Origin of the sequence: Anaerobacillus alkalilacustris, assembly GCF_001866005.1 — a bacterium.
In the GTDB taxonomy this organism is placed as follows: domain Bacteria; phylum Bacillota; class Bacilli; order Bacillales; family Anaerobacillaceae; genus Anaerobacillus; species Anaerobacillus alkalilacustris.
In genome coordinates this window covers 19,483-43,583 of the sequence record NZ_MLQR01000031.1, presented here as the reverse complement: position 1 = coordinate 43,583, position 24,101 = coordinate 19,483, and the positions used below count along the sequence as shown (strand labels likewise).

Here is a 24,101-nt window from a genome sequence, read left to right as displayed (position 1 = left end):
TAAAAAAAGTGTCTTATTTTTAATCATTTTCCTAATCAATAATAGCTTAGTAGATAAAAACGTCAAAATAAAACTGGCAAACGACTTTTTGAAAGGCCTCCTTCATTTCTATGCATGAAAAAGTATGAAGAAACAATCTATTGTAAAGGAGAGGTTGAAGAATGAGCGCAACTCGTGGTCTAGAAGGTGTTGTTGCAACAACGTCAAGTGTAAGTTCGATTATTGACGGAGTTTTAACCTATCATGGATTCAATATCGACGATTTAGCACACTATGCCAGTTTTGAGGAAGTAGTATTCTTATTATGGAATGGACGTCTTCCTAAGGAACAAGAATTAAAGCAGCTTACTGAAGAATTAGCTAGCTATGCTGAAGTGCCGCAAGGTGTGATTGAACAAATGAAGATGTACCCACTTGATAAAATTCATCCAATGGCTGCTTTACGTACTGCAATATCAATTTTGGGGTTATATGACACCGAAGCTGATGACTTGTCAGAAGCAGCGAATAGACGAAAAGCTCTAAAGCTTCAAGCTCAAGTACAAACGGTCGTGACAGCGTTTTCCCGCATTCGTGAAGGTAAAGAACCTGTAGCGCCGCGTAAAGACTTAAGCTTTGCTGCAAACTTTTTATATATGCTAAAAGGTGAAGAACCTGATGAAATCTCTGTAAATGCATTCAATAAGGCGTTAGTTTTACATGCTGACCACGAATTAAATGCATCGACTTTTACTGCACGTGTATGCGTAGCGACTTTATCTGATATATACTCAGGAGTAACAGCAGCCATCGGCGCACTGAAAGGACCACTTCATGGTGGGGCAAATGAAAGAGTAATGGCTATGCTTATGGAGATAGGTGAGGTAAATAACGTTGAACCTTATATTATGAATGCTTTGAGCAATAAGGTTAAAATTATGGGGTTTGGTCATAGAGTATACAAAGATGGGGACCCGAGAGCAAAACACTTGAAAGAAATGTCAAAACAATTAACAACGATCACTGGAGAACCAAAGTGGTATGAAATGTCAGTGAAAATTAACGAAATTGTAACAAGTGAAAAAGGCTTATTACCAAATGTTGATTTCTATTCTGCAAGTGTTTATCATAGCTTAGGAATTAAACATGATCTGTTTACTCCGATCTTTGCTATAAGTAGGATGTCAGGATGGATTGCACATATATTAGAGCAATATAGTAACAATCGCTTAATTAGACCGCGCGCTGAATACGTTGGTCCAGAAAAACAAGAATATATTCCAATTTCTCAACGTTAATTTGTTGTGTTAGGGAGTACGATAATAGAAAATTTGTGATTAGTAATGAAAAGCAAAATAATTCAGTAGGATTATTAATTGAGAAACTCTTGATTGCTGATTAAGTTGCTTTTCATACTCCCATTACATATCCCAGTAAAATAGACTTTTAGGAGGAATTCATAATGAGTAAAGGTGAAAAAATTACTGTTCAAGGTGGCGTTTTGAACGTACCTAACAATCCGGTAATTCCATACATTGAAGGTGACGGCATTGGCCCAGATATTTGGGCTGCAGCTTCTCGTGTATTAGATGCTGCTGTTGAAAAAGCATATAATGGTGAAAAAAATATTGTTTGGAAAGAAATCTTAGCTGGTGAAAAAGCATATGAACAAACTGGAAATTGGCTTCCGGAAGAAACGTTAGAAGCGGTTAGAGAATATATAATTGCTATTAAAGGACCATTAACAACTCCAATTGGTGGTGGTATTCGTTCATTAAATGTAGCGCTTCGACAAGAGCTGGATTTATACACTTGCCTTAGACCAGTAAGATATTTTAACGGAGTTCCTTCCCCGGTTAAAAGACCGGAAGATACGAATATGGCGATTTTCCGCGAAAACTCAGAAGATATTTACGCTGGTATTGAGTGGCAAGCTGGTTCTGAGGAAGTGCAAAAAGTTATTAAATTCTTACGTGAAGAAATGGGTGTTTCTAAAATCCGCTTTCCGGAAACTTCAGGTATTGGGATTAAGCCAGTTTCTGAAGAAGGGACTGCTCGCTTAGTCCGTGCAGCAATTGAGTATGCAATTAAAGAAGGTCGTAAGAGTGTAACGCTTGTTCATAAAGGAAATATTATGAAATTTACAGAAGGAGCCTTCAAAAATTGGGGTTATGAGTTAGCCGAGAAAGAATATGCTGATAAGGTGTTTACTTGGGCTCAATATGATAAACTAGTTGAAAAAGAAGGACAAGAAGCAGCGAACAAAGCACAAGCCGAAGCTGAGGCAGCTGGAAAAATAATTATTAAAGATACAATTGCAGATATTTTCCTACAACAAATCTTAACTCGTCCTAAAGATTTTGATGTAGTTGCAACGATGAATCTAAATGGTGATTATATTTCTGATGCGTTAGCAGCTCAAGTTGGTGGAATTGGTATTGCTCCTGGTGCTAACATTAACTATGAAACAGGACATGCAATCTTTGAAGCTACTCACGGGACAGCTCCTAAATATGCAGGATTAGATAAAGTAAATCCTTCTTCTGTTTTACTTTCAGGGGAGTTAATGCTTCGTCACTTAGGTTGGAATGAGGCAGCAGACTTAATTATGGCTTCAATGGATAAGACAATCGGTGAAAAAGTAGTTACTTATGATTTTGCTCGATTGATGGACGGAGCGACAGAAGTAAAATGCTCAGAATTTGCTAATGCATTAATTAGTAACATGAAGTAATACAACTATCGTTTAGTTAAGTTGACTCATATAGAGTAAGTGTACTCCGAAGGTAAAGAGACATATATAAATGTCTCTTTACAAATGTAGATACACGCTCGTTTTGAGTCAACTTTTTTTACATAAAAAAAATTGCCTCAAGTATGTGTAATAGATGCTTCAGTAACTGATGTCACTAGTAAAGGCATTTATGAAATTTACTCATCGAGTATGCATTTCCTGATTTTAAAATTATTACTATCAAAAGTAGATTATTTCTTTCAATAATAAGTAACATTAGTTCTCACAGCAACATTCGGGCCATATTTATTAATGTGGATGCTTAAACTAAAAGGATAGGAGTGAGAAGTGGATGGCAATTAAAAGACGGAAGATCTCTATTATTGGTGGCGGATTCACAGGGGCGACAACTGCTTTAATGGTAGCTCAAAAGGAATTGGGTGATGTTGTATTATTGGATATCCCACAAATTGAAAATCCAACTAAAGGAAAAGCGTTAGATATGTTAGAAGCAAGTCCTGTACAAGGCTTTGATGCGAATATTGTTGGTACTTCAAATTATAAAGATACTGCTCATTCTGATATTGTAGTAATTACTGCTGGAATTGCTAGAAAGCCTGGTATGAGTCGAGATGATTTAGTTAATACAAATGCAAAAATAATGAAGGCGGTTACTAAGGAAGTTGTAAAATATTCACCTAATTGTTATATAATTGTTCTTACTAACCCAGTTGATGCTATGACATACACTGTTTTTAAAGAATCTGGATTTCCGAAAAATCGTGTAATGGGGCAGTCGGGAGTTTTAGATACAGCACGATTTCGCACATTTGTTGCCCAAGAACTAAAAGTATCAGTAGAAGACATCAGTGGTTTTGTTTTAGGAGGACATGGTGATGACATGGTCCCTCTAGTCCGCTATTCGTATGCAGGTGGTATTCCTTTGGAGAAACTAATTAATAGTGAACGCTTGAATCAGATTGTAGAACGCACTCGAAAAGGTGGTGGAGAGATAGTAAATCTATTAGGTAATGGTAGTGCTTATTATGCACCAGCTGCATCTGTTGTTCAAATGGTAGAAGCTATAATAAAAGATAAGAAAAGAATTATTCCAGCAATTGCTTATTTGGAAGGTGAATACGGATATCAAGGTCTCTATTTAGGAGTACCTACAAAAATAGGTGGAGACGGTATTGAAAAAGTGTTTGAATTAGAATTAACTAATGAAGAAAAAAATGCCTTAAAAAAATCAGTTCAATCCGTAAAAAACGTTATGAACGCATTGGAATAATCGAAAAACAGTTGGTCACTTCAGTCAAGCTACTGACTTCAATAACTACATGATTATGCAGCTTTGCTCCTGCGGTTACTCGTCGCACGAAAAACAATTGCTCCTGCGGTTACTCGTCGCAATCGGAGTGGCACAGGAGCAGCTGCTCGTGACCAAGGCGCTTGCGCTTTTCTTGAAAATACGTTGTGTAATATAGCTTTTTACAGAATAAATATTAGAAAATCCGGTTATTCCACCATCCGGATTTTTCTATTTTAAATAATCCGTAAATTTATTTCGTACAATTTGATCACTATATTATGTATAATAGAAAAAACAAGTTTCAATTATGACTTTGGGGTTAAGTATTAACTTTCGAAACAGTTACAAAACAACGATTATGGTGGGGGCCATAGCGATTATCAGGAGGAAGTATATAAAATGGGTCAAAGACTATTAGTTGTTGATGATGAAGATTCAATCGTTACTTTGCTGCAATTTAATTTAGAACAAGCTGGGTATGAAATTGAAACAGCAATGGATGGAAGTACAGCTTTTAAAAAAGCGAGTGAATTTAATTTTGACTTAATCATATTAGATCTGATGATTCCAGAAATGGATGGGTTGGAAGTTTGTAAGCAGTTAAGGCAAAATAAAGTTAGTACACCAATTTTAATGCTAACCGCGAAGGATGATGAATTTGATAAGGTGTTAGGCTTAGAGCTTGGTGCAGATGATTATATGACAAAGCCTTTTAGTCCAAGAGAGGTTGTTGCACGTGTACGAGCTATCCTTCGACGTGTAAGCCAAAATCAGGATGAAAAACCAAAAGAAGACACTATAAAAAAGGATTTATTAAAAATTGGAGAAGTAGAAATCTTTCCTGAGAATTACGAAGTATATTATCGAGGGAATCAGCTTGAATTAACACCAAAGGAATTTGAGTTATTATTGTACCTTTCTAACAACAAGGGGCGAGTCTTAACAAGAGATCAACTGCTTAATGCTGTTTGGAATTATGAATTTGTTGGAGATACACGGATTGTTGATGTTCACATTAGTCACTTAAGGGAAAAAATTGAGCCAAATACAAAAAAACCTATCTATATTAAAACGATTAGAGGTCTAGGCTATAAGCTTGAGGAGCCGCAATTTAATGCATAAATATAGATTGAGGTTAACTCTATCATTACTTATAGCAATATTTATAGTATTAGTTGGTTTAGGTTTTTTTCTAGGTCAATTAATTAAAGAATTTTATTTTAATCAATTGAGTGAGAGGGTTTCAAAAGAAGCGAAAATAGTAGCAATAAGTATATTAGAAACGGGATTAGGTCATCGTGACCTTCATACAATTGTGAAGGATATGGGAGAACAGTTAGCTGCTAGAGTAACCATCATTTCTGATGATGGAGAGGTTATTGCGGAAACTGATACTGACCCAGGTATGATGGAAAATCATTATTATAGACCGGAAATCAAGGATGTTAGGGAATTAGGGGAAGGACAAGCAATTCGCTATAGTAGTACGGTTGGTGCCGATTTACTTTATTATGCTGTTCCTCTTATTGAAGGTGAACAAATAATTGGTTACGTTCGCTTAGGGATCTCAATACATGTCCTAGATGAAGTCCATAAGAAAATATGGGGTTTATTACTAGTTAGTTTTACTATTGCTTTTTTAGTTATTGTTTTACTTAGTTCGAGAATTACAAATGAAATGGTTAAACCGATAGAAGAAGCTACTTTGGTAGCTAAACAACTTGCTCATGGTAACTTTAAAGTGAGGGTTTCTCACGGAAAAAATGATGAAACTGGTCAATTAAGTCAGTCCCTTAACGTCCTAGCTCAAAATTTGGATGAAGTGACTCGTACATACCAGGTTCAACAAGAACGTTTAGAGACATTAATTGAAAATATGGATAGTGGACTAATCTTGATAAATAATAAGGGTGAAATTAGTCTTATAAACAAATCCTGTAAAAGAATTTTTCAAGAAGATGTAGACTCTTGGTTAAACAAGGTTTACTATAGTGTAATTATTCATAAACAAATTATTAAAATTGTACAAGAAATATTTTTAACGGAGAAAGGGCAGAGAAAGCAAGTTGTCTTGCCAATTCAATTAGAAATGCGCCATTTCGAAGTTCATGGAGCTCCAATCATTAGTAGTGGTGGCAAAGCACGTTTAAAAGGGGTTGTTTTAGTCTTTCATGACATTACTGAATTGAAGAAACTAGAACAAATGCGGAAGGATTTTGTGGCAAATGTATCACATGAATTAAAAACACCAGTAACTTCAGTTAAAGGGTTTACAGAAACATTATTGGATGGAGCTGCTAATGATGAAGTTTTAAGAAATCGCTTTTTAAAAATAATATGGGATGAAAGTGAACGACTTCAAAGTTTAATTCAAGATTTACTTGATCTTTCTAAAATAGAGCAAAGTCAATTTCAGCTAAATTGGCAACAAGTTGATTTAAGTTTACTCACTGACGATGTTATAGTAATGCTTAGTAGTAAAGCAAAGGAAAAGGAAATACAGATCTCAAAGGTAATAGAAGGTTTAACTTCTATTGAAGGAGATCCACTAAGAATTAAACAGATAATGATCAACCTCGTTAATAATGCTATCATGTATACACCAAAAGGTGGGAGTATTGTAATAAGTATTAAGGAAGGTATCAAAGAAAAGGTACTTTTTTCTGTTAAAGATACTGGAATTGGTATCAGTAAAAGCGAAACTCTTCGTGTATTTGAACGATTTTATCGAGTTGACAGGGCTAGAAGTAGAAACTCTGGTGGAACAGGTCTTGGTCTTGCCATTGTAAAGCATTTAGTTGAAGCTCATCATGGTGAAATTACGTTAGAAAGTGAACTAGGAAAAGGGTCGCAGTTCACGATTGTTTTTAATAAGAAACAGAGGTAAAAATATACTTTCTTTACAAAAAAATAACATTAAATTCAATGTTAATTTACGTTAAATAAGTATAATTTCAATTGTGAACTGTTTCGTAAACAATTTTAGCTATTGTTACATAGCGACAAAATTGTTTAACAGCCCCTTTGTTAGGTGTGAAAGCCCCCTTAGCTTTCCACCTTTTTTTACATAATCAGAATTTATAAATTTCTAACTTGAAAACTATCTAGCGCAAGCAGCCTGTGAGCTCGGTCACTTCAGTCAAGTTACTGACTTCAATGTCTTCTTGGATTACTTCTTGAATATGCTCCATACTACTTTGCTCCTGCGATTACTCGTCGCACGGAAAACAATTGCTCCTGCGATTGCTCGCCGCACGGAAAACAATTGCTCTTGAGCAAACGGAGTAGCACAGGAGCAGCTGCTCGTGACCAAGGCGCTTGCGCTTTTCATACAGTATCAGAATTTATAAACTTCTAACTTGGAAACTGTCTAGCTCCAGGCGCCATCGGCTCGATCACTTCAGACAAGCAACGGACTTCAATTACTGCTTGAGATACTTCGTCGATTAGCCTCATGCAGTTTTGCTTCGAGGAAGCTTGCTACGAAGCTATGCTAGAAGACGCAGAAGCACATAGATTTCGGTCAAAAACCTGACCGCTACGAGCAGGTCTTCCAGTGTTTGTCGCCGATAGGCGGGCGCTTGCGCTTTTCTTATTTGTCAATTATTGTAGAAAAAATTTAGATAACAAATTGGTAAGTTACGAAACTTTTATTATAGTATAATCGTAAGTATAATTAATAAGATAATAGAAACAAAAAAGTTAAAGAGGGGGCAAATTAATGGTAACTATGAAGCAAATAATAGTTGGCTTCTTTTCCTTAGTTGGAATATCTATACTAGCCTTGTTTTTAGTAACAGGTTGGTACATAGTCGACGAATCAGAACAGGCAGCACTTATTACATTCGGTAAAGTAGATGACCATATTACAGAGCCAGGTCTAAAATTTAAATTTCCATGGCCAATTCAACGCGTTGAAATTTTATCTAGAGGAACATTCACAACTACTGTAGGTTATGATGAAAGAGATGGAGAAGTAATTGAGTATCGAGATGAAGCAAAAATGATTACTGGTGACGAAAATATTCTCCTAGCTGATTTAGTTGTTCAATGGCGAATTACAAATCCAGAAAAGTTTTTATTTAATTCAAATGATCCTGAGCAAATTTTATTTAGTGCTACATCCGCGGCGCTTCGTGGAATAATTGGGAGTTCGAGAATTGATGATGCTCTAACAGATCAACGTCCAGAAATTGAAGCACAGGTTTGGGATTATTTAGTGGCTTTAATTGATAATTACGATATTGGTATTTCTGTTATGGACGTAAAATTACAAGATGTTGAACTTCCAAACGATGAGGTTCGTAGTGCATTTATGGAAGTTACAGATGCTCGTGAAGAACGCTTGACTAAAATCAATGAAGCGAATAAATACAGAAACCAAAAAATAAATGAAGCAAAAGGTGAACAAGACGCAATCATCTCTAGGGCAGAAGGTACTAGAACAGAAAGGCTTGAACGTGCTCGTGGTGATGTAGCAAGGTTTGAAGCACTTTATAATGAGTATTTAATTAGCCCAGAGGTCACGAGAAGTCGTCTTGTCATTGAGACCTTAGAGAGAGTTTTACCAAGCACAGAAATTTACATTATGGATGAAAGTAGTGATACGGTAAAATATTTACCTATTAGATCACTAGAGCGTAATCCATCCACTGCTACAACAGCAAGTGAAGGGAGTGGAAACTAATGAGTGAAAAAATAATTGATTTAAGTGAGCGTAAACCATCAGACGAATGGAAGAAATATTCAAAGTTTGGTATTGTTTTGGTTGTTTTGATAGGATTAATTACATTTATTTCCAATAATTTGTTTATTGTTGAACAAGGTGAGTTTAAGGTTGTTAGACAATTTGGTGAAGTAGTAAAAGTTATTGATGAACCGGGTTTAAATGTAAAAATTCCTTTTATACAATCTGTTTCAACATTAACAAAAAAGCAAATGGTTTTGGATGTTGACCCAACGGAAATTAATACACGTGATAAAAAGCGTATCTTAGTAGATAATTACGCTATTTGGAGAATTGACAACCCACAGCTAATGATCGCAAACGCTCAAACAATTGACCGTGCTGAAGCGATTATGATGAACTTTATTTACTCTGTAATTCGAGCTGAACTTGGTCAGCTAAATTATGACGAAATTATTAATGATGAGAAGTCATCTCGTGGAAGCTTTAATGACAGGGTACTAAATCGTGTTAATGAATTGTTATTACGAGATAATTACGGTATTTCAGTAACTGATGTAAGAATGAAACGTACAGATTTACCTGAGGAAAACGAACAAGCTGTTTATCGTCGTATGATATCTGAACGAAACTCAATTGCACAAGATTATTTATCACAAGGGGATGCTGAGGCAAACCGTATTCGTGCGAACACAGATCGTGAGGTAAAAGAAATCGTAGCTAAAGCTAATGCTGATGCAAATGAAATTATCGGTGAAGGGGAAGCTGGGGCTGCCCAACTTTATAATGACGCGTTTAGTAAGGATATTGAGTTCTATAACTTATATCGAACACTACAAAGTTATGAACATACAATTGATGATCAAACTGTTATTGTACTTCCTGCCGATGCACCATACGCACGTATATTAATGGGTTATACTCAATAACTCAAGTCCTTTCTCCGGCTAGCTTTAAAATGATAAATAGAGTATATTAGCGTTAAACTTAGCCAAGCAAATGCTTGGCTATTATTTTTGAATGATCGTTAATCATGGTAAAATACTACTAAGTATAAAAAGATTATATTGAGGTGTGTTTCTTGAAAAACAAATTAGTGATGATTGATGGAAATAGTATTGCTTATCGAGCGTTTTTTGCTCTACCCCTTTTGAATAATGATAAAGGTGTATACACAAATGCTGTATATGGCTTCACAACCATGTTATTAAAAATTATTGAAGAGGAAAAACCTACTCATTTAGTGGTTGCTTTTGATGCTGGAAAAACAACATTCAGACATGAAACGTTTCAGGAATATAAGGGTGGTAGACAAAAGACTCCCTCTGAACTTTCGGAACAGTTTCCATTAATTCGTGAATTATTAGACGCATTCCAAATTAAGCGTTACGAAAAAGAAAATTATGAAGCTGATGATATTATTGGAACACTTGCTAAAAAAGCTTCTGAAAAGGAATGGGAAGTAAAGGTTTTTTCAGGCGATAAAGATTTACTACAACTTGTTTCGCCAAAAGTAACTGTTGCTTTGACGAGAAAAGGAATATCTAATGTTGATACATATGACGAAGCTGTTGTGAAAGAAAAATATGGTCTTACACCTAAACAAATTATAGATATGAAAGGATTAATGGGAGATCCTTCAGATAATATTCCTGGTGTACCGGGAGTTGGTGAAAAAACTGCCATTAAGTTATTAAAAGAATTTGGTTCGGTAGAGAAAGTTCTTGAGTCTATTGAGTCAATTTCAGGAAAAAAATTAAAAGAAAAGTTGGTAGAAAATAAACAACAAGCTTTAATGAGTAAAGAGTTAGCAACTATTTTTTGTGAGGCACCTGTTGATCTTTCTCTTGAGGATCTCACTTTTAGGGAGTATGAAGAAAAGAAAGTCGTTTCATTATTTAAAGATCTGGAATTTCAATCTTTATTACAGCGTTTTAGTACTGATGAAGTTGAAAGTGAAGAAACTATAGAAAAACTAGAATTTACAATTGTAGAAGAAATAAATGCTGAAATACTTGGAACTGATTCTGCTATCGTTATTGAAGTGTTTGATGAAAATTATCATCAAGCGGACATACACGGTATTGCAATTGTAAATGAACATGGACGTTATTTTATTCCGACAGAATTGGCGTTATCAAGTGATGTCTTTAAAACATGGGCAAAAGATAAAAATGCTAAGAAGGCAATATTTGATGCAAAAAAAGCAGTTGTAGCATTAGGGTGGAAAGGGGTAATCCTAGAAGGAATTAACTTTGATCTTTTCCTAGCATCTTATATCATTGATCCATCTGCCTCATCTCATGAAGTCGCTGATATTGCTAATAGAAAAGGAAAACGTATTGTGGCTAATGATGAAACGATTTATGGAAAAGGGGCAAAGCGATCGGTTCCAAGTATCGAAGTTTTAGCTGAACACCTCGTTAATAAAGCCAATACAGTATACACATTAAGACAAGAAATAGTAGAAGAATTAGTCAAAAACCAACAGAAAGAGCTTTATTATGAATTAGAAATGCCGCTCTCAATTATCTTAGGGAAAATGGAGATGGATGGGGTAAAAGTTGACGTAGAACAATTAAAAAATATGGGAAAAGATTTAAATACACAGTTAAAGAAACTTGAACTGGAAATTCACGGGTTAGCAGGCGTACAGTTTAATATTAATTCACCTAAACAATTAGGTGAGGTATTGTTTGAAAAGCTAAATTTACCCGTGATCAAAAAAACAAAAACTGGAGCGTCGACTTCTGCAGATGTGTTAGAAAAGTTGGCAGATAAACATGAAATCATTCCAAGTATTCTTCACTACCGACAATTGGGAAAACTTAATTCTACTTATATAGAAGGTTTACTAAAAGTTGTACACAAAGATACTCATAAAATTCATACGATGTTTAATCAGGCATTAACACAAACAGGTCGTTTAAGTTCTACAGAGCCTAATTTGCAAAATATACCAATTAGATTGGAAGAAGGTCGGAAAATCCGAAAAGCATTTGTGCCATCGAAACCGAATTGGATTATGTTTGCTGCTGATTATTCTCAAATTGAGTTACGTGTGTTAGCCCACATTGCCAATGATAGTAATTTAATCGAAGCCTTTAATAAAGGTCTAGATATTCATACCAAAACAGCAATGGATGTTTTCCATGTTGTTAATCAAACAGAAGTAACTGATCTGATGAGACGAAGTGCGAAGGCAGTTAACTTTGGTATTGTTTATGGTATTAGTGATTACGGTTTATCTCAGAGTTTAGGTATTACTCGTAAAGAAGCTGGTAATTTCATCGAGCGCTATTTAGATAGCTTCCCAGGAGTAAAAGAGTATATGGAAAACATCGTACAAGAAGCAAGGGAAAACGGTTATGTGACAACGTTACTTCACCGACGTCGTTTTTTACCTGAAATTACTAGTCGAAATTTTAATTTGCGTAGTTTTGCTGAAAGAACAGCAATGAATACTCCAATTCAAGGAACTGCTGCTGACATTATTAAAAAAGCAATGGTTGATATAACTGAAAGAATTGAGAACGAAGGTATGGAATCTAAGTTATTATTACAAGTTCACGATGAATTAATTTTTGAGGCTCCTAAAGAAGAATTGGAAAAACTAAAAGAAATAGTTCCTGAAGTGATGGAAGGGACAATTGAGCTTAAAGTACCACTAAAGGTGGATTATGCATTTGGTGATTCGTGGTATGATGCGAAATAAGCTAATTAATGTTTTTTCATAAATTGACTGGTTATGTTGCCTTATACAGTCATGAACAGTAGAAACAGCATGTTATAATTGTTATTTTTACGACGATCATCTAATGTAAGTGGACACCCGCGTAGTAAATAGTTCCTAAAAGCTATAGGATAATACTTAACGTCAAATAGTGTTTTTTACTGTTCATTAAGGTTGGAAAAAATAATATTGTATAGAGTATCTTTAGGAGGTGATCGTATGCCAGAATTACCTGAAGTGGAAACGGTAAAGAGGACATTACAAAAATTGGTTATCGGTAAAACAATTAAAGATATTACAGTACATTGGGGAAAAATTATTAAACGTCCAGATGATGTAGCTCAGTTTCGTCATCTTTTAATAGGTCAAACTATTATTAATGTAGAAAGAAGAGCAAAGTTTTTAAAACTTATCTTTAATGATTATGTTGTTGTTTCCCATCTACGTATGGAAGGGCGATATGGCCTGTACAAAGTGGGAGAACCAATAACTAAACATACCCATGTTATTTTTTCATTTACTGATGGGACTGAACTACGCTACCAAGACGTTAGAAAATTTGGAACGATGCATTTGTTTATAAAAGGTGAGGAAGAATGTCAATTACCACTTGTCCAATTAGGGATTGAACCTTTTGATAACCTTTTTACCCCAAAGAAGTTAAAAGAACTATTCGAAGGGACAAATAGAAAGGTCAAGGTGACCCTCTTAGATCAAACAAAACTAGTTGGTTTAGGGAATATTTATGTGGATGAGGCTTTATTTCGTTCAGGAATATACCCTGAACGAATTGGTAAGGAATTAACCCAAAAAGAATTGAAAAAGCTCTACCAAGAAATTAAAGCTACATTACAAGAAGCGATCAATATGGGGGGGAGTTCAGTAAAGTCTTATGTAAACGGTCAAGGTGAAATGGGAATGTTTCAACAAACTCTTTTTGTTTACGGGAGAAAAGGCGAACCTTGCAAAAGGTGTGGTACTGAGATTGAAAAAACAGTCGTTGGTGGTAGAGGTACACATTTTTGTCCTAAATGTCAGAAAAAATAATATTAAACAAAGAAACGAATAGTAATTTAGATTTTCCGAATGAGAAAGCCCAACTGTTTTTTTTTTGATAGTTTATTAAGTTTCATGGAATCATCATTATTGAAAATTAAAAAAGTAAGTACGTTGGATGGGCTCTAACCATATACTATCGTATCAGTGGTTGGAAGGAGCTTTTAAATATGGTAGAAATTCTTTCCTTACTTTTATTAGCATTGGCCGTAAGTCTTGATAGCTTTGGTGTAGGATTAACATATGGTTTAAGAAAAATGAAGCTTCCTTTTAAATCTTTACTTTTTATTGCTTCATGTTCAGCCATTTCAATTCTTATTGCAATGACAATAGGAAATTGGATTCAAAAATATCTATCTGCTAGCGTGGCAGAAAGTATTGGTGGGTTAATTTTAATCATAATAGGTGCATGGGCACTTTATCAAATTTATCGCCCAGCTAAAAGAGATGAAAAAAATAAAGATGATCACGTAATCTTAAATTTTGAAATTAAATTATTAGGAGTAGTCATCAAAATCTTGAGAAAACCAATGGTTGCCGATTTTGATAATTCAGGAACAATTACAGGAAGAGAAGCATTTATGTTAGGGATTGCACTGTCCTTAGACGCCTTTGGTGCTGGTATAGGAGCTGCCTTAATAGGCTTCTCTCCGATAATTATGGCACTTAGTGTAGCTTTTATGAGTGCTTTATGTGTAACTTTTGGAATGAAAAGTGGCTATATTTTTTCAGATTCAAAAACTATTCAAAAATTTTCATTTGTTCCAGGTTTATTATTAATTATACTAGGAATATGGAAATTGTGAATTGTAACAAGGAGTAGTTGTTATGATTATTGGTTTAACTGGTGGAATTGCCAGTGGTAAAAGTACAGTGTCTAACATGGTAAAAGATGAGGGAATACCAGTTATTGATGCTGATATTGTAGCAAGAGAAGTAGTCCAAATTGGAGAAGAGGCTTATGAAAAAATCGTGAGCTATTTCGGAATAGAGGTTACAAACAGTGATGGTACTTTAGATAGAAAAAAACTTGGGGCTATTGTTTTTAATGATGAGGAAAAACGGTTAGCTTTAAATGAGATTGTCCATCCATTAATAAGAAATCGAATGGAAAACAAGGTAGGGGAACTAATAGAAAAAGGATATAAAACAATTGTACTTGATATTCCGTTATTATTTGAAAGTAAATTAACTAATTTGGTAGATAAAATTATTCTTGTTTATGTTGATGAGGACCTACAAAGGAAGAGGTTGCAAAATAGAGATCAGTTTTCTGATGAGGAAGTAGAAGTCAGACTGAAAGCACAATTTCCATTAAAAGAAAAGATCAAGTGGGCTGACGAAGTAATTCACAATCATGGATTACTAAGCGATACAAAAGAACAATTATTAACTATTTTGATTAAGTGGAATTGCTTACCCGCACATAAGCACTCTGCTCACACCATAATACCTAAGTGAAATGGGAATTTTAGAGCTTGATGAGTCTTATCCGCAGAACATGTTCAAGTTCCTCGAGGAATGGGACCGATCAATGTTGGCAAATTTGTAACTGCATTATAATTTGAAAAAGCTAAGAGGTGTATTTTACACCTCTATTTTGCATCTTAAATAGCAATTTACTATATTTTCTATTATAATTTAACTATACATAATTAATTGAGGTGAGGATATGGGAATTAAAGATAAAATTAATAAGTTTATCTCTGCTCACACGGAGACAAAGGAAAAACATGTAGATAAAGATCTACAAACAAGATACTACAAGACAATGAAAGATAAGGCTTTTAACGAATTACTTAATATATTTGATCAAAATTCTAATTTTAAAGTAAAGTCAAGTTCTGTTGACCGTGGAGAGATTATTGTTGATGGAATTGGAAAGAAAAGAATATTCGTCATTGCTACAGTTGTTATGGTAGCACCGAACAGAACGGCAATTGATTTTGCAGTCACTACTGAGACCGTTCTTCCTATGGACTTTGGATATAGTGCAACAGTAATTAAATCACTTTATCAAAAAGTTGATCAACAATTAGAATATGTTGGTTCTGGTTTAGGTGATCAACTTATGAAATAGCTGCAAGGTTAGGTGTTCTTCTACACACTAAACTTCTTCTTGTACTTCTTGTCATTTTTATATAAGATTAAAAGGACAAGATTTATTATTACGAAAGCTAAGTTTATTGTTCAAGTTCCTATAAATTTAATTGCTCCTACGAAATACAATGATTTTATTTAATTGAATTGGACAATGAGCTTGTTTCAATTAATACAACAAAATAAACGGCGCATAAGAGTTTTTTGCGTTTAACTAATTTTGGAGATGATAGGTATGCGATGTCCAACCTGTAATCATAACGGAACACGGGTTTTAGATTCACGCCCAAGTCATGAAGGGCGTTCTATTAGAAGAAGGCGCGAATGTGAAATCTGTAATTTTCGTTTTACAACATTTGAAACTGTTGAAGAAACACCGCTAATAGTTGTTAAGAAAGATGGTAACAGGGAAGAGTTTAGTAAAGAAAAAATTCTACGTGGGCTTATTAGGGCCTGTGAGAAAAGGCCTGTTCCTTTACAAACACTAGAAGATATTGTCGGTAAGGTAGAGAAATCGCTAAGAAGTGCTGGTTCAGCTGAAGTGAAAAGTGAAGATGTTGGCGAGATTGTTATGGAATACTTAGCCAAAATTGATGATGTAGCCTACGTTCGTTTCGCATCTGTTTATCGCCAGTTCAAAGATATCAACGTTTTTATCGATGAATTAAAAGATCTTCTACAAAAGGCAGAAAAAAATAAATGCGAGCTTAAGATATAATAATCTTAGCTCTTTTTTTTTATGAAAGGTCATTTATAACGTAACTGCATGCTTCATTGGTTTTTTTAGATGGATTTGTACATTTTTTCCCGAAATGGCTTTAAAAATTAATCGTTTTTATCTAAAGTTTAAGAGAAAAAGTGTTAAAATAGATAAGTAAATTTATAGATACAGGTGATTAGAGAATGACGTTACATTGGATGCATTTATTACCCGTTGATCGATATGTCGTTCGTATGAACTGCTTCATTAATGAAGCAGATAAAAAAATTATTACACTCTTATATCAACCGCTAATTGGAGCAGTTGCTCATAGTATATACTTTGCATTATTAAGTGAACTTGAAAATGATCAATACACATCTACAGAGACAACTCATAAGACGTTGATGACAATGCTAGGAATTCCTTTAGATAAAATTTATGAGGAAAGAAAAAAGTTAGAAGCAATTGGACTTTTAAATGTTTATAAGAAAAAGCAAGATGATGATATTACTTATTTATACCAATTACAAAAGCCGTTTAGTCCTTTAGAATTTTTTAAAGACGATGTTCTTAGTGTTTATTTATATAATAGAGTTGGGAAGTATCGCTACCTTCAACTGAGGGAACGATTTACATTAGATAAAATAAATAATGAGGCTTTTGAAGAAGTTACTCATTCATTTAGTGATGTTTTTACATCATTACACCATTCTGAAATCTCATCCCACCAAGGTGAGGTAGCAGCTTCACTAACACTGGTAGAAGAAAAAGAAATTATCACTAATGGCGAAGGAGAAAGTTCTTATACTATTTTGGAAGAAGCTTTTGACTTTTCGTTATTATTAGCACATTTATCGAATTTAATTAATCCAACAAAATTATTAAATAATAATGTAAAGGATACAATTGTTCGTTTAGCATTTGTGTATAGAATTGACCCTTTAGAAATGAGTAAGATCGTACAGGATTCATTAACACAGAATGATACTGTTGATCTTGATGAGTTAAGAGTAAAGGTGAAAAATTGGTATCGGTTTACGCATGAAAGTGAGCCACCAGCACTAGGTTTACGAGTCCATCCAGAAAAGTTTAGGATAATGGTAGGAAAAGCTCCTACCTCAGAAGAAGAAGAAATGATTTTACATTATGAAACAGTATCACCATTAACGCTTTTAGAAAGTAAGTCTTCTGATGGAGCGAAAGTACCTTTAACCGATATGAAAATTGTTGAAGCATTAATACTAGATTACAAGCTTCTGCCTGGTGTTGTTAATGTCCTCATAGATTATATACTTGAGATTAACAACATGAAATTAATAAAATCTTATGTTGAAAAAATTGCTGGGCAATGGGCTAGAAAAAATATAAAAACAGTAAAAGAAGCAATGGATTTGGCAAAAGAAGAATATAAAAATAGCGGAAAGTTGGAAAAAGGTGTAAAAGAGGTAGCTGTTACGAAAGAAAAACAAACTACAAAGCGCCAAAACAATAACCGCTATATTAAAAAAGACCGACTTCCTAAATGGTTAACCGAAGAGAAAAAAGAGAAAAACTTAGTTGAAGACAGTGATATCTCAAAGATGAAAGAGGAACTTGAGACAAAGTTAAAACAATTAAAATTACAGAGAAATAGGGAGGATAGCTAATGGAATCAATTCAGCAAACGCTCCAAAAAATGAAAAACTCTAATAGCATTTTAGATAGATTTCAACGTTTAAAAGAAGAGGTTCTATCTGATAAATTAATTTTGGAATTTATCCAATCTAATCCTACCCTCTCAGAACATGAATTAGATCGTAATGTTTCTCGCCTTTTTGAATTTCGTAACGAGCGTAAAAATTGCACAAATTGTTCAAGTTTGCAAGAATGTCCTAATTTGATGGGAGGCTATCAGCCAGAATTGTATACTGAACGTGGGCAAATTTTGATTCGTTATAACGTCTGTGCTAAGAAGAAAAGCGCAGATGAACGAAAACGTCAGCAAACCCTAATTAAAAGTTTATATGTACCTAAAGAAATATTATCTGCTACCTTTGATCAACTTGACCAAGATAATCGTTCAAGACTTGTGGCAATTGCAAAAGCTGTTGAATTTGCAACAACAACAAATCCAGGTGAAAACGGAAAAGGACTGTATCTACATGGACAATTCGGTGTCGGGAAAACGTTCATTATGGGAGCTATTGCAAATGAATTAGCAGAAAGAAATATTTCGTCAATGTTAGTATATACACCTGATTTTTTCCGAGAGCTAAAAAGTGGTATTCATGACGGGTCTTATAATGAAAAATTAGAAATTGTAAAAAGTATACCTGTTTTGATATTAGATGATCTTGGTGCTGAAACAATGTCAAGTTGGGTAAGAGATGACATTTTAGGTGTTATTTTACAATATAGAATGCTAGAAAAACTTCCGACTCTATACACGTCAAATTATGATTATGAAGAACTCGAAGAACACCTATCGTATTCTCAAAAAGGTGGAATAGAACAATTGAAAGCGAAGCGAATTATGGAACGTATCCGGCATTTTGCTGAACCGGTTTCTGTAGAAGGAACAAATAGAAGGGGCTATTAGTGAATAAACTATTCTTATAAACTAATTCTCAGTTTTAGATTCTAGATTATTAAAAAATATGTTACGATATTCAAAGATATAATTATTAATATAGTGTTAATAGGTTAAAATTACGAAGGTTTAAACTTATGTAACCTTAGTTTTCTAGGACTTATCTACGTAGATATGGGGGTTTTTTGATGACTATAGATCATATTCTAGAACGTGCAATTAATGGTAAACGATTAACAATTGAAGATGCTATTTATCTATATGAAAGTAATGAAGGGGAGAAAATCGGAGCGGCTGCTAATGAAGTGATGAAAAAGTTTCATCCAGATCCAGTAACTACATTTGTTATTGGTAGAAATATAAACTATACGAATTACTGTGATACGTATTGTCGTTTTTGTGCTTTTTATCGGCCGCCAGGACATGAAGATGGCTATGTATTAGAAGGTGATGTTATTTTTGATAAAATCCAAGAAACGCTAGACGTTAATGGAACTGAGATTTTGATGCAAGGTGGAACGCATCCAGATCTTTCATTTAGCTACTATACTAACTTATTAAAAGGTATAAAAGAACGTTTTCCAACAATTACGATGCATTCATTTTCTCCAGCAGAAATTTGGAAAATGGTTGAAGTTTCAGGATTAAGTTTAAAAGAAGTATTGTTACAACTTAAAGAGGCAGGTCTTGATTCAGTTCCGGGCGGTGGAGCGGAAATACTAGATGATCGTACTAGGCGAAAAATTAGTAAGAAAAAAGGTTCTTGGGAAAAATGGATTGAATGCATGAAGATGGTAAAAACAGTTGGTATGCATGGTACTGCTACAATGGTTATTGGTTTTGGGGAATCATACCATGAGCGTGCGTTACATCTTCAACGTATACGTGATGCACAAGACGAGACAAACTGTTTTTTAGCTTTTATTCCATGGACGTTCCAGCCGGATAATACAAACCTTAAAGCTGATAAGATAACACCAGAAGAGTATTTGAAAAACTTAGCAATATCAAGATTGTTCCTCGATAACATTTCTAATTTCCAGTCATCATGGGTTACAATGGGTCCAGAAATTGGTAAGAAATCTTTATCCTATGGGTGTAACGATTTCGGTAGCACAATGATGGAAGAGAATGTAGTATCTGCAGCAGGTGCAACTCATAAAGTAAATACTAATTTGATTTTAAGATTAATTCGTGAAGCAGGAAAAGTGCCAGCTCAACGTAATACAAAGTATGAAATAATTCGATTATTTAAAGAAGAAGAAAACACAGATAAAGATTTTGTCATGCAAAACTAACTTTTGAGGGGAGAAGTAGATTATTTTTCTACTTCTCCTTTTTCTTTACAGTATCAGAATTTATAAGTTTCTAACTTGAAAACTGTCTAGCTCCAGGCGCCATCGGCTCGATCACTTCAGACAAGTTTCTGACTTCACTGACTTCCTGGATTGCTTCTTTGATGATGCTTCATGCAGCTTTGCTCCTGCGGTTACTCGTCGCACAAAACACTGCTTCGAGGAAGCTTGCTACGAAGCTATGCGAGAAGACGCAGAAGCACGCGGAAGCCAAAGAGCGGCTTCTGTCAAAGGCAGCCCCAGTGAAGCTACTACTTGGATTACTTCGAAGTGGCTTTGCGACGAGCAAACGGAGTGGCACAGGAGCAGCTGCTCGTGACCAAGGCGCTTGCGCTTTTCTTACTAGAAAACAATGATCTTCTGAAAATATTTAATCATTTTTTAGGATAAGCTCCCATATACATGTAAAGAAAAAAGAACACTAGGTGGAGTGTTTTCGTCTAATTGTTGTGGGAGGGGCTTTCATTGATAGAGATATATTTACAAAATAAGCTCGATCGTTACAAGCTATTTAAATATTTTAAGGTTGGACTCCATGCCTTTATCAAAAATGGAGTAGTCGAACTTTCATTAGCTAGTGATCGCTTGATTATTAAGGTAGATGAATCGTTTGATTTTCAAGAGACAATAAAGCCAGTATTAATTGAAGCACTGAAAAAGCATGTTATAGAAACAAAAGAAGAAATTTGGCTGTTAGATATAATAAAAAATGTTTTTTACTTTGAAGACTCTGAGGAACAAACACAAATATTAGCTATGGCTAAATCTATTCTTTCAGGAGAACGGTTAGAGCTTCCTGATGTCACAAAATTATTTTCTTGTGAGAACATAATTTACGATGCATTTAGGACCTTCTTAACGAGGAATTGTCAGTTTGATTATGAATCGTTTTTAACATTTCGATTAAAGAGTTATTTAGATAGGCTCATTGACTGTGTTGAAATGTCAATTGATGAGTATCAACTAGAACAAGAGTATCAAAACCTAGTTGAAAGTTTCAGGTATTATTTAAAAAAGCGTACCCCTAAATTATATTCTGTACATCTTCTGTTGGATGAAAGTTACACTTTCTTTGATGAAGTTTTTCAACAGATATCTGAAGAAAAACTTGAACAGTATTTAGATCGAGAAATAATTTTTGAAAAAGGGATTCCTATTCAAGAGATGGTAATTAGTCCGCTTGTAAGTATAGCTCCTAAGGAAATTCACCTGTATTGCGATGAAGTTAATAATGGGGTTGTACAATCAATTCAAAATATCTTTCAAGAACGAGTGAAACTTTATAACAAAGATTTTTTTGGGAAAATATCTATAAAATGAAGTTTTAGTTGTTGGAATAATGAATTGGACTTGATTTTCTATTTAGAAATTCATATAATACGTACATATGATAATTATATCCAACAACAGTTTTGATGAGGACATGAGTATTATTTTACGGTTCAAAGAGAGGGGAGTAGTAGCTGAGAGCTTCCTAACACGGAAATAACACTTACCACCTCTGAACTTCAGTAGGGAATTAATAGTATCTACTGACGGTTACAACCGTTATTTTCTCATGAGTCGCTTTTTCATAAGTTGAAAAAAGTGGGAAACGAGAGACGAGAAGGTCAAGGAAGCGAAACTATGAGCAACGAAGCGCATAATAAATGCGTGAGTAGCAGACCAGTAAGCTGACAAAGAGATTCGACGTCCGTCGTTACCAGATTTTTGAACATGATTGGCGAGAATGAGGGTGGAACCACGAGTCAGCACTCGTCCCTTTAGTTGGGATGAGTGTTTTTTGTTGTTTTGCCAAAAATTTCTTTTAAGATTTATAAAGGAGTGTTCGAAATGGAGCAAATAAAAGTAACTTTCCCTGATGGTGCAGTACGGGAGTATGATAAAGGAGTTACAACGGAAGATATCGCAGCTTCTATTAGTCCGGGTTTAAAGAAAAAGGCAGTAGCGGGAAAAATTAATGATAAAGTTTCTGATTTACTACTACCAATTACAGATGATGTAGCTGTGGAAATTGTTACTCTCGACTCTAAAGAAGGTCTAGAAGTATATCGTCACAGTACAGCACACTTAATGGCTCAAGCTTTAAAACGTTTATATCCTAATATCAAATTGGGGATCGGGCCAGTTATTGAAAATGGTTTCTATTATGATATTGATATGGAGCATGTTTTAAAACCAGAGGATTTACCAGCTATTGAAAAAGAGATGAAAAAAATTGTTAATGAAAACTTGAAAATTGAGCGAAAAGTTGTTACGCGTGAAGAAGCTTTAAGTATTTACGAAGAAATTAATGATCATTTAAAGTTAGAGTTAATTCGTGAACTTCCTGAAGGAGAAGAAATTTCTATTTACGAACAAGGTGAATTTTTTGATCTTTGTCGCGGTCCGCATTTACCTTCAACTGGAAAAATTAAAGCATTTAAATTAATGAGTATTGCAGGGGCATACTGGCGTGGGAATAGTGACAACCAAATGCTACAAAGAATTTATGGAACGGCGTTTCCTAAACAAGCAGAACTTGATGAATACTTACATTTCATTGAAGAAGCTCAAAAACGCGATCATCGTAAATTAGGAAAAGAATTAGAGTTGTTCATGTTTTCAGAGGAATCACCTGGCATGCCGTTTTATTTACCTAAAGGACAAATTGTTCGAACTGAATTAGAAGATTTTTCTCGTGAATTACAAAGAAAAGCTGGATATGATGAAGTACGTACACCCTTTATGATGAATCAACGCCTTTGGGAGCAATCGGGTCACTGGGAACACTACCATGAAAATATGTACTTCTCAGAAGTAGATAATACAAAGTTCGCTATGAAACCAATGAACTGTCCAGGGCATATGCTTATTTTTAAAAATGAACTTCATTCATATCGTGACCTACCGATCCGTATGGCAGAATTCGGACAAGTGCACCGTCATGAATTAAGTGGAGCATTAAATGGTATGATTCGTGTTCGTACATTCTGTCAAGATGATGCACATATTTTCGTTACACCACAGCAAATCGAGTCAGAAATTAAAGAAGTATTTGAGTTAGTTGATAAAATTTACAAAACGTTTGGTTTTGAATATTCTGTTGAATTATCAACTCGACCTGAAAATTCAATGGGTGACGATAAATTATGGGAGCAAGCGGAAAATGCTCTTCGTAATGTATTAGAAGATCTTCAATTACCATACCAATTAAATGAGGGAGATGGAGCGTTTTACGGACCAAAGATTGACTTCCATATTAAAGATGCTCTAAAGCGTAGTCACCAATGCGCTACAATTCAAGTTGACTTCCAAATGCCTGAGAAGTTCGATTTAACTTATGTTGACGAAAATAATCAAAAGGTTCATCCAGTTGTTATTCACCGTGCCATTTACGGCTCGATCGACCGTTTCTTTGGAATATTAGTAGAGCACTTTGCTGGTGCTTTCCCAACATGGCTAGCCCCAGTTCAAGTGGAAATTATCCCAGTAAACGACGTTCATCTTGATTATGCAAAAGAAGTGAAAGCAAAGCTTCAAGATGCTGGAGTTCGTGTTCATATTGATACACGGAACGAAAAAATGGGATATAAAATGCGCGAAGCACAAATGAAGAAAACACCTTACATTCTGGTATTAGGTGACAAAGAAATTGAAGAGAATGCAGTTAATGTTCGTAAATATGGTGAACAAAAATCAGAAGCAGTCGGACTTGAAACGTTTGTGTTTAATATTAAAGAAGAAATTGCTACAAGAAAAAATAACTTGATTTAAAGAAACTAAGGTGCCCTAAATATTATTTTAGGGCACCTTTCTTTTCATTAAACTGTTGAATTTACTACCGCCACTAATAACTATTTTTTACTATACTAAAATTAGTGCGTTAATTAA

The 24,101-nt window shown here is 34.6% G+C and carries 18 protein-coding genes and 1 other annotated feature; all 18 genes read left to right on the top strand.

Annotation, left to right across the window (positions count from 1 at the left end; genetic code table 11):
* Positions 1 to 161: 161 nt before the first annotated feature.
* The 18 genes from citZ to thrS all read left to right on the top strand — a co-directional run bounded on the left by citZ (position 162) and on the right by thrS (position 23,984).
* Positions 162 to 1,277: a citrate synthase gene (gene citZ / locus BKP37_RS13170; RefSeq protein WP_071310073.1), complete on the top strand. Its 1,116-nt coding sequence runs from the start codon at positions 162 to 164 to the stop codon at positions 1,275 to 1,277.
* A gap of 164 nt (positions 1,278 to 1,441) precedes the next feature.
* Positions 1,442 to 2,713 (top strand): NADP-dependent isocitrate dehydrogenase, encoded by a 1,272-nt coding sequence (gene icd, locus BKP37_RS13165; RefSeq protein WP_071310072.1) that lies wholly within the window; start codon positions 1,442 to 1,444, stop codon positions 2,711 to 2,713.
* Between the two features lie 352 nt (positions 2,714 to 3,065).
* Positions 3,066 to 4,004 (top strand): malate dehydrogenase, encoded by a 939-nt coding sequence (mdh, locus tag BKP37_RS13160; RefSeq protein WP_071310071.1) that lies wholly within the window; start codon positions 3,066 to 3,068, stop codon positions 4,002 to 4,004.
* Positions 4,005 to 4,424: 420 nt separating this feature from the next.
* Positions 4,425 to 5,147 (top strand): response regulator transcription factor, encoded by a 723-nt coding sequence (locus BKP37_RS13155; RefSeq protein WP_071310070.1) that lies wholly within the window; start codon positions 4,425 to 4,427, stop codon positions 5,145 to 5,147.
* Positions 5,140 to 6,912 (top strand): two-component system histidine kinase PnpS, encoded by a 1,773-nt coding sequence (pnpS, locus tag BKP37_RS13150; protein ID WP_071310069.1) that lies wholly within the window; start codon positions 5,140 to 5,142, stop codon positions 6,910 to 6,912. The genes BKP37_RS13155 and pnpS overlap by 8 nt, the downstream gene beginning before the upstream one ends.
* Before the next feature lie 834 nt (positions 6,913 to 7,746).
* On the top strand, positions 7,747 to 8,712 hold the full coding sequence (hflK, locus tag BKP37_RS13145; protein WP_071310068.1) for an FtsH protease activity modulator HflK: 966 nt from the start codon (positions 7,747 to 7,749) through the stop codon (positions 8,710 to 8,712).
* Entirely contained in the window at positions 8,712 to 9,641 is a 930-nt protein-coding gene (gene hflC / locus BKP37_RS13140; RefSeq protein WP_071310067.1) for a protease modulator HflC, read from the top strand. Before hflK ends, hflC begins: the two co-directional genes overlap by 1 nt.
* Positions 9,642 to 9,811: 170 nt before the next feature.
* Positions 9,812 to 12,427 (top strand): DNA polymerase I, encoded by a 2,616-nt coding sequence (gene polA, locus BKP37_RS13135; RefSeq protein ID WP_071310267.1) that lies wholly within the window; start codon positions 9,812 to 9,814, stop codon positions 12,425 to 12,427.
* Between the two features lie 237 nt (positions 12,428 to 12,664).
* Complete coding sequence (gene mutM / locus BKP37_RS13130; RefSeq protein WP_071310066.1) at positions 12,665 to 13,492, top strand: DNA-formamidopyrimidine glycosylase; 828 nt, start codon at positions 12,665 to 12,667, stop codon at positions 13,490 to 13,492.
* Positions 13,493 to 13,671: 179 nt separating this feature from the next.
* A complete protein-coding gene (gene ytaF, locus BKP37_RS13125) occupies positions 13,672 to 14,307 on the top strand; it encodes a sporulation membrane protein YtaF (protein ID WP_071310065.1) in 636 nt (211 codons plus the stop codon).
* Positions 14,308 to 14,329: 22 nt separating this feature from the next.
* Positions 14,330 to 14,962: a dephospho-CoA kinase gene (coaE, locus tag BKP37_RS13120; RefSeq protein WP_071310064.1), complete on the top strand. Its 633-nt coding sequence runs from the start codon at positions 14,330 to 14,332 to the stop codon at positions 14,960 to 14,962.
* A 211-nt stretch (positions 14,963 to 15,173) separates the two neighbouring features.
* Positions 15,174 to 15,581, top strand: coding sequence for a hypothetical protein (locus BKP37_RS13115; RefSeq protein ID WP_071310063.1), 408 nt, complete (start codon positions 15,174 to 15,176; stop codon positions 15,579 to 15,581).
* A 255-nt stretch (positions 15,582 to 15,836) separates the two neighbouring features.
* Positions 15,837 to 16,319 carry a transcriptional regulator NrdR gene (gene nrdR, locus BKP37_RS13110; RefSeq protein WP_071310062.1) on the top strand — a complete coding sequence of 161 codons (483 nt, stop codon included), beginning with the start codon at positions 15,837 to 15,839 and terminating at the stop codon, positions 16,317 to 16,319.
* 185 nt (positions 16,320 to 16,504) lie between these two features.
* Positions 16,505 to 17,950 (top strand): replication initiation and membrane attachment family protein, encoded by a 1,446-nt coding sequence (locus BKP37_RS13105; protein ID WP_071310061.1) that lies wholly within the window; start codon positions 16,505 to 16,507, stop codon positions 17,948 to 17,950.
* The gene (gene dnaI, locus BKP37_RS13100; RefSeq protein WP_071310060.1) at positions 17,950 to 18,882 is read left to right on the top strand and encodes a primosomal protein DnaI; all 933 of its coding nucleotides are present in this window, start codon (positions 17,950 to 17,952) and stop codon (positions 18,880 to 18,882) included. Before BKP37_RS13105 ends, dnaI begins: the two co-directional genes overlap by 1 nt.
* A 179-nt stretch (positions 18,883 to 19,061) precedes the next feature.
* Entirely contained in the window at positions 19,062 to 20,171 is a 1,110-nt protein-coding gene (gene mqnC, locus BKP37_RS13095; protein ID WP_071310059.1) for a cyclic dehypoxanthinyl futalosine synthase, read from the top strand.
* Positions 20,172 to 20,693: 522 nt separating this feature from the next.
* Positions 20,694 to 21,548, top strand: a complete 855-nt coding sequence (gene ytxC, locus BKP37_RS13085) for a putative sporulation protein YtxC (protein WP_071310057.1) — start codon at positions 20,694 to 20,696, stop codon at positions 21,546 to 21,548.
* 83 nt (positions 21,549 to 21,631) lie between these two features.
* Positions 21,632 to 21,994 (top strand) — a binding site (T-box leader).
* Positions 21,995 to 22,061: 67 nt separating this feature from the next.
* On the top strand, positions 22,062 to 23,984 hold the full coding sequence (gene thrS / locus BKP37_RS13080; protein WP_071310056.1) for a threonine--tRNA ligase: 1,923 nt from the start codon (positions 22,062 to 22,064) through the stop codon (positions 23,982 to 23,984).
* Positions 23,985 to 24,101 lie beyond the last annotated feature (117 nt).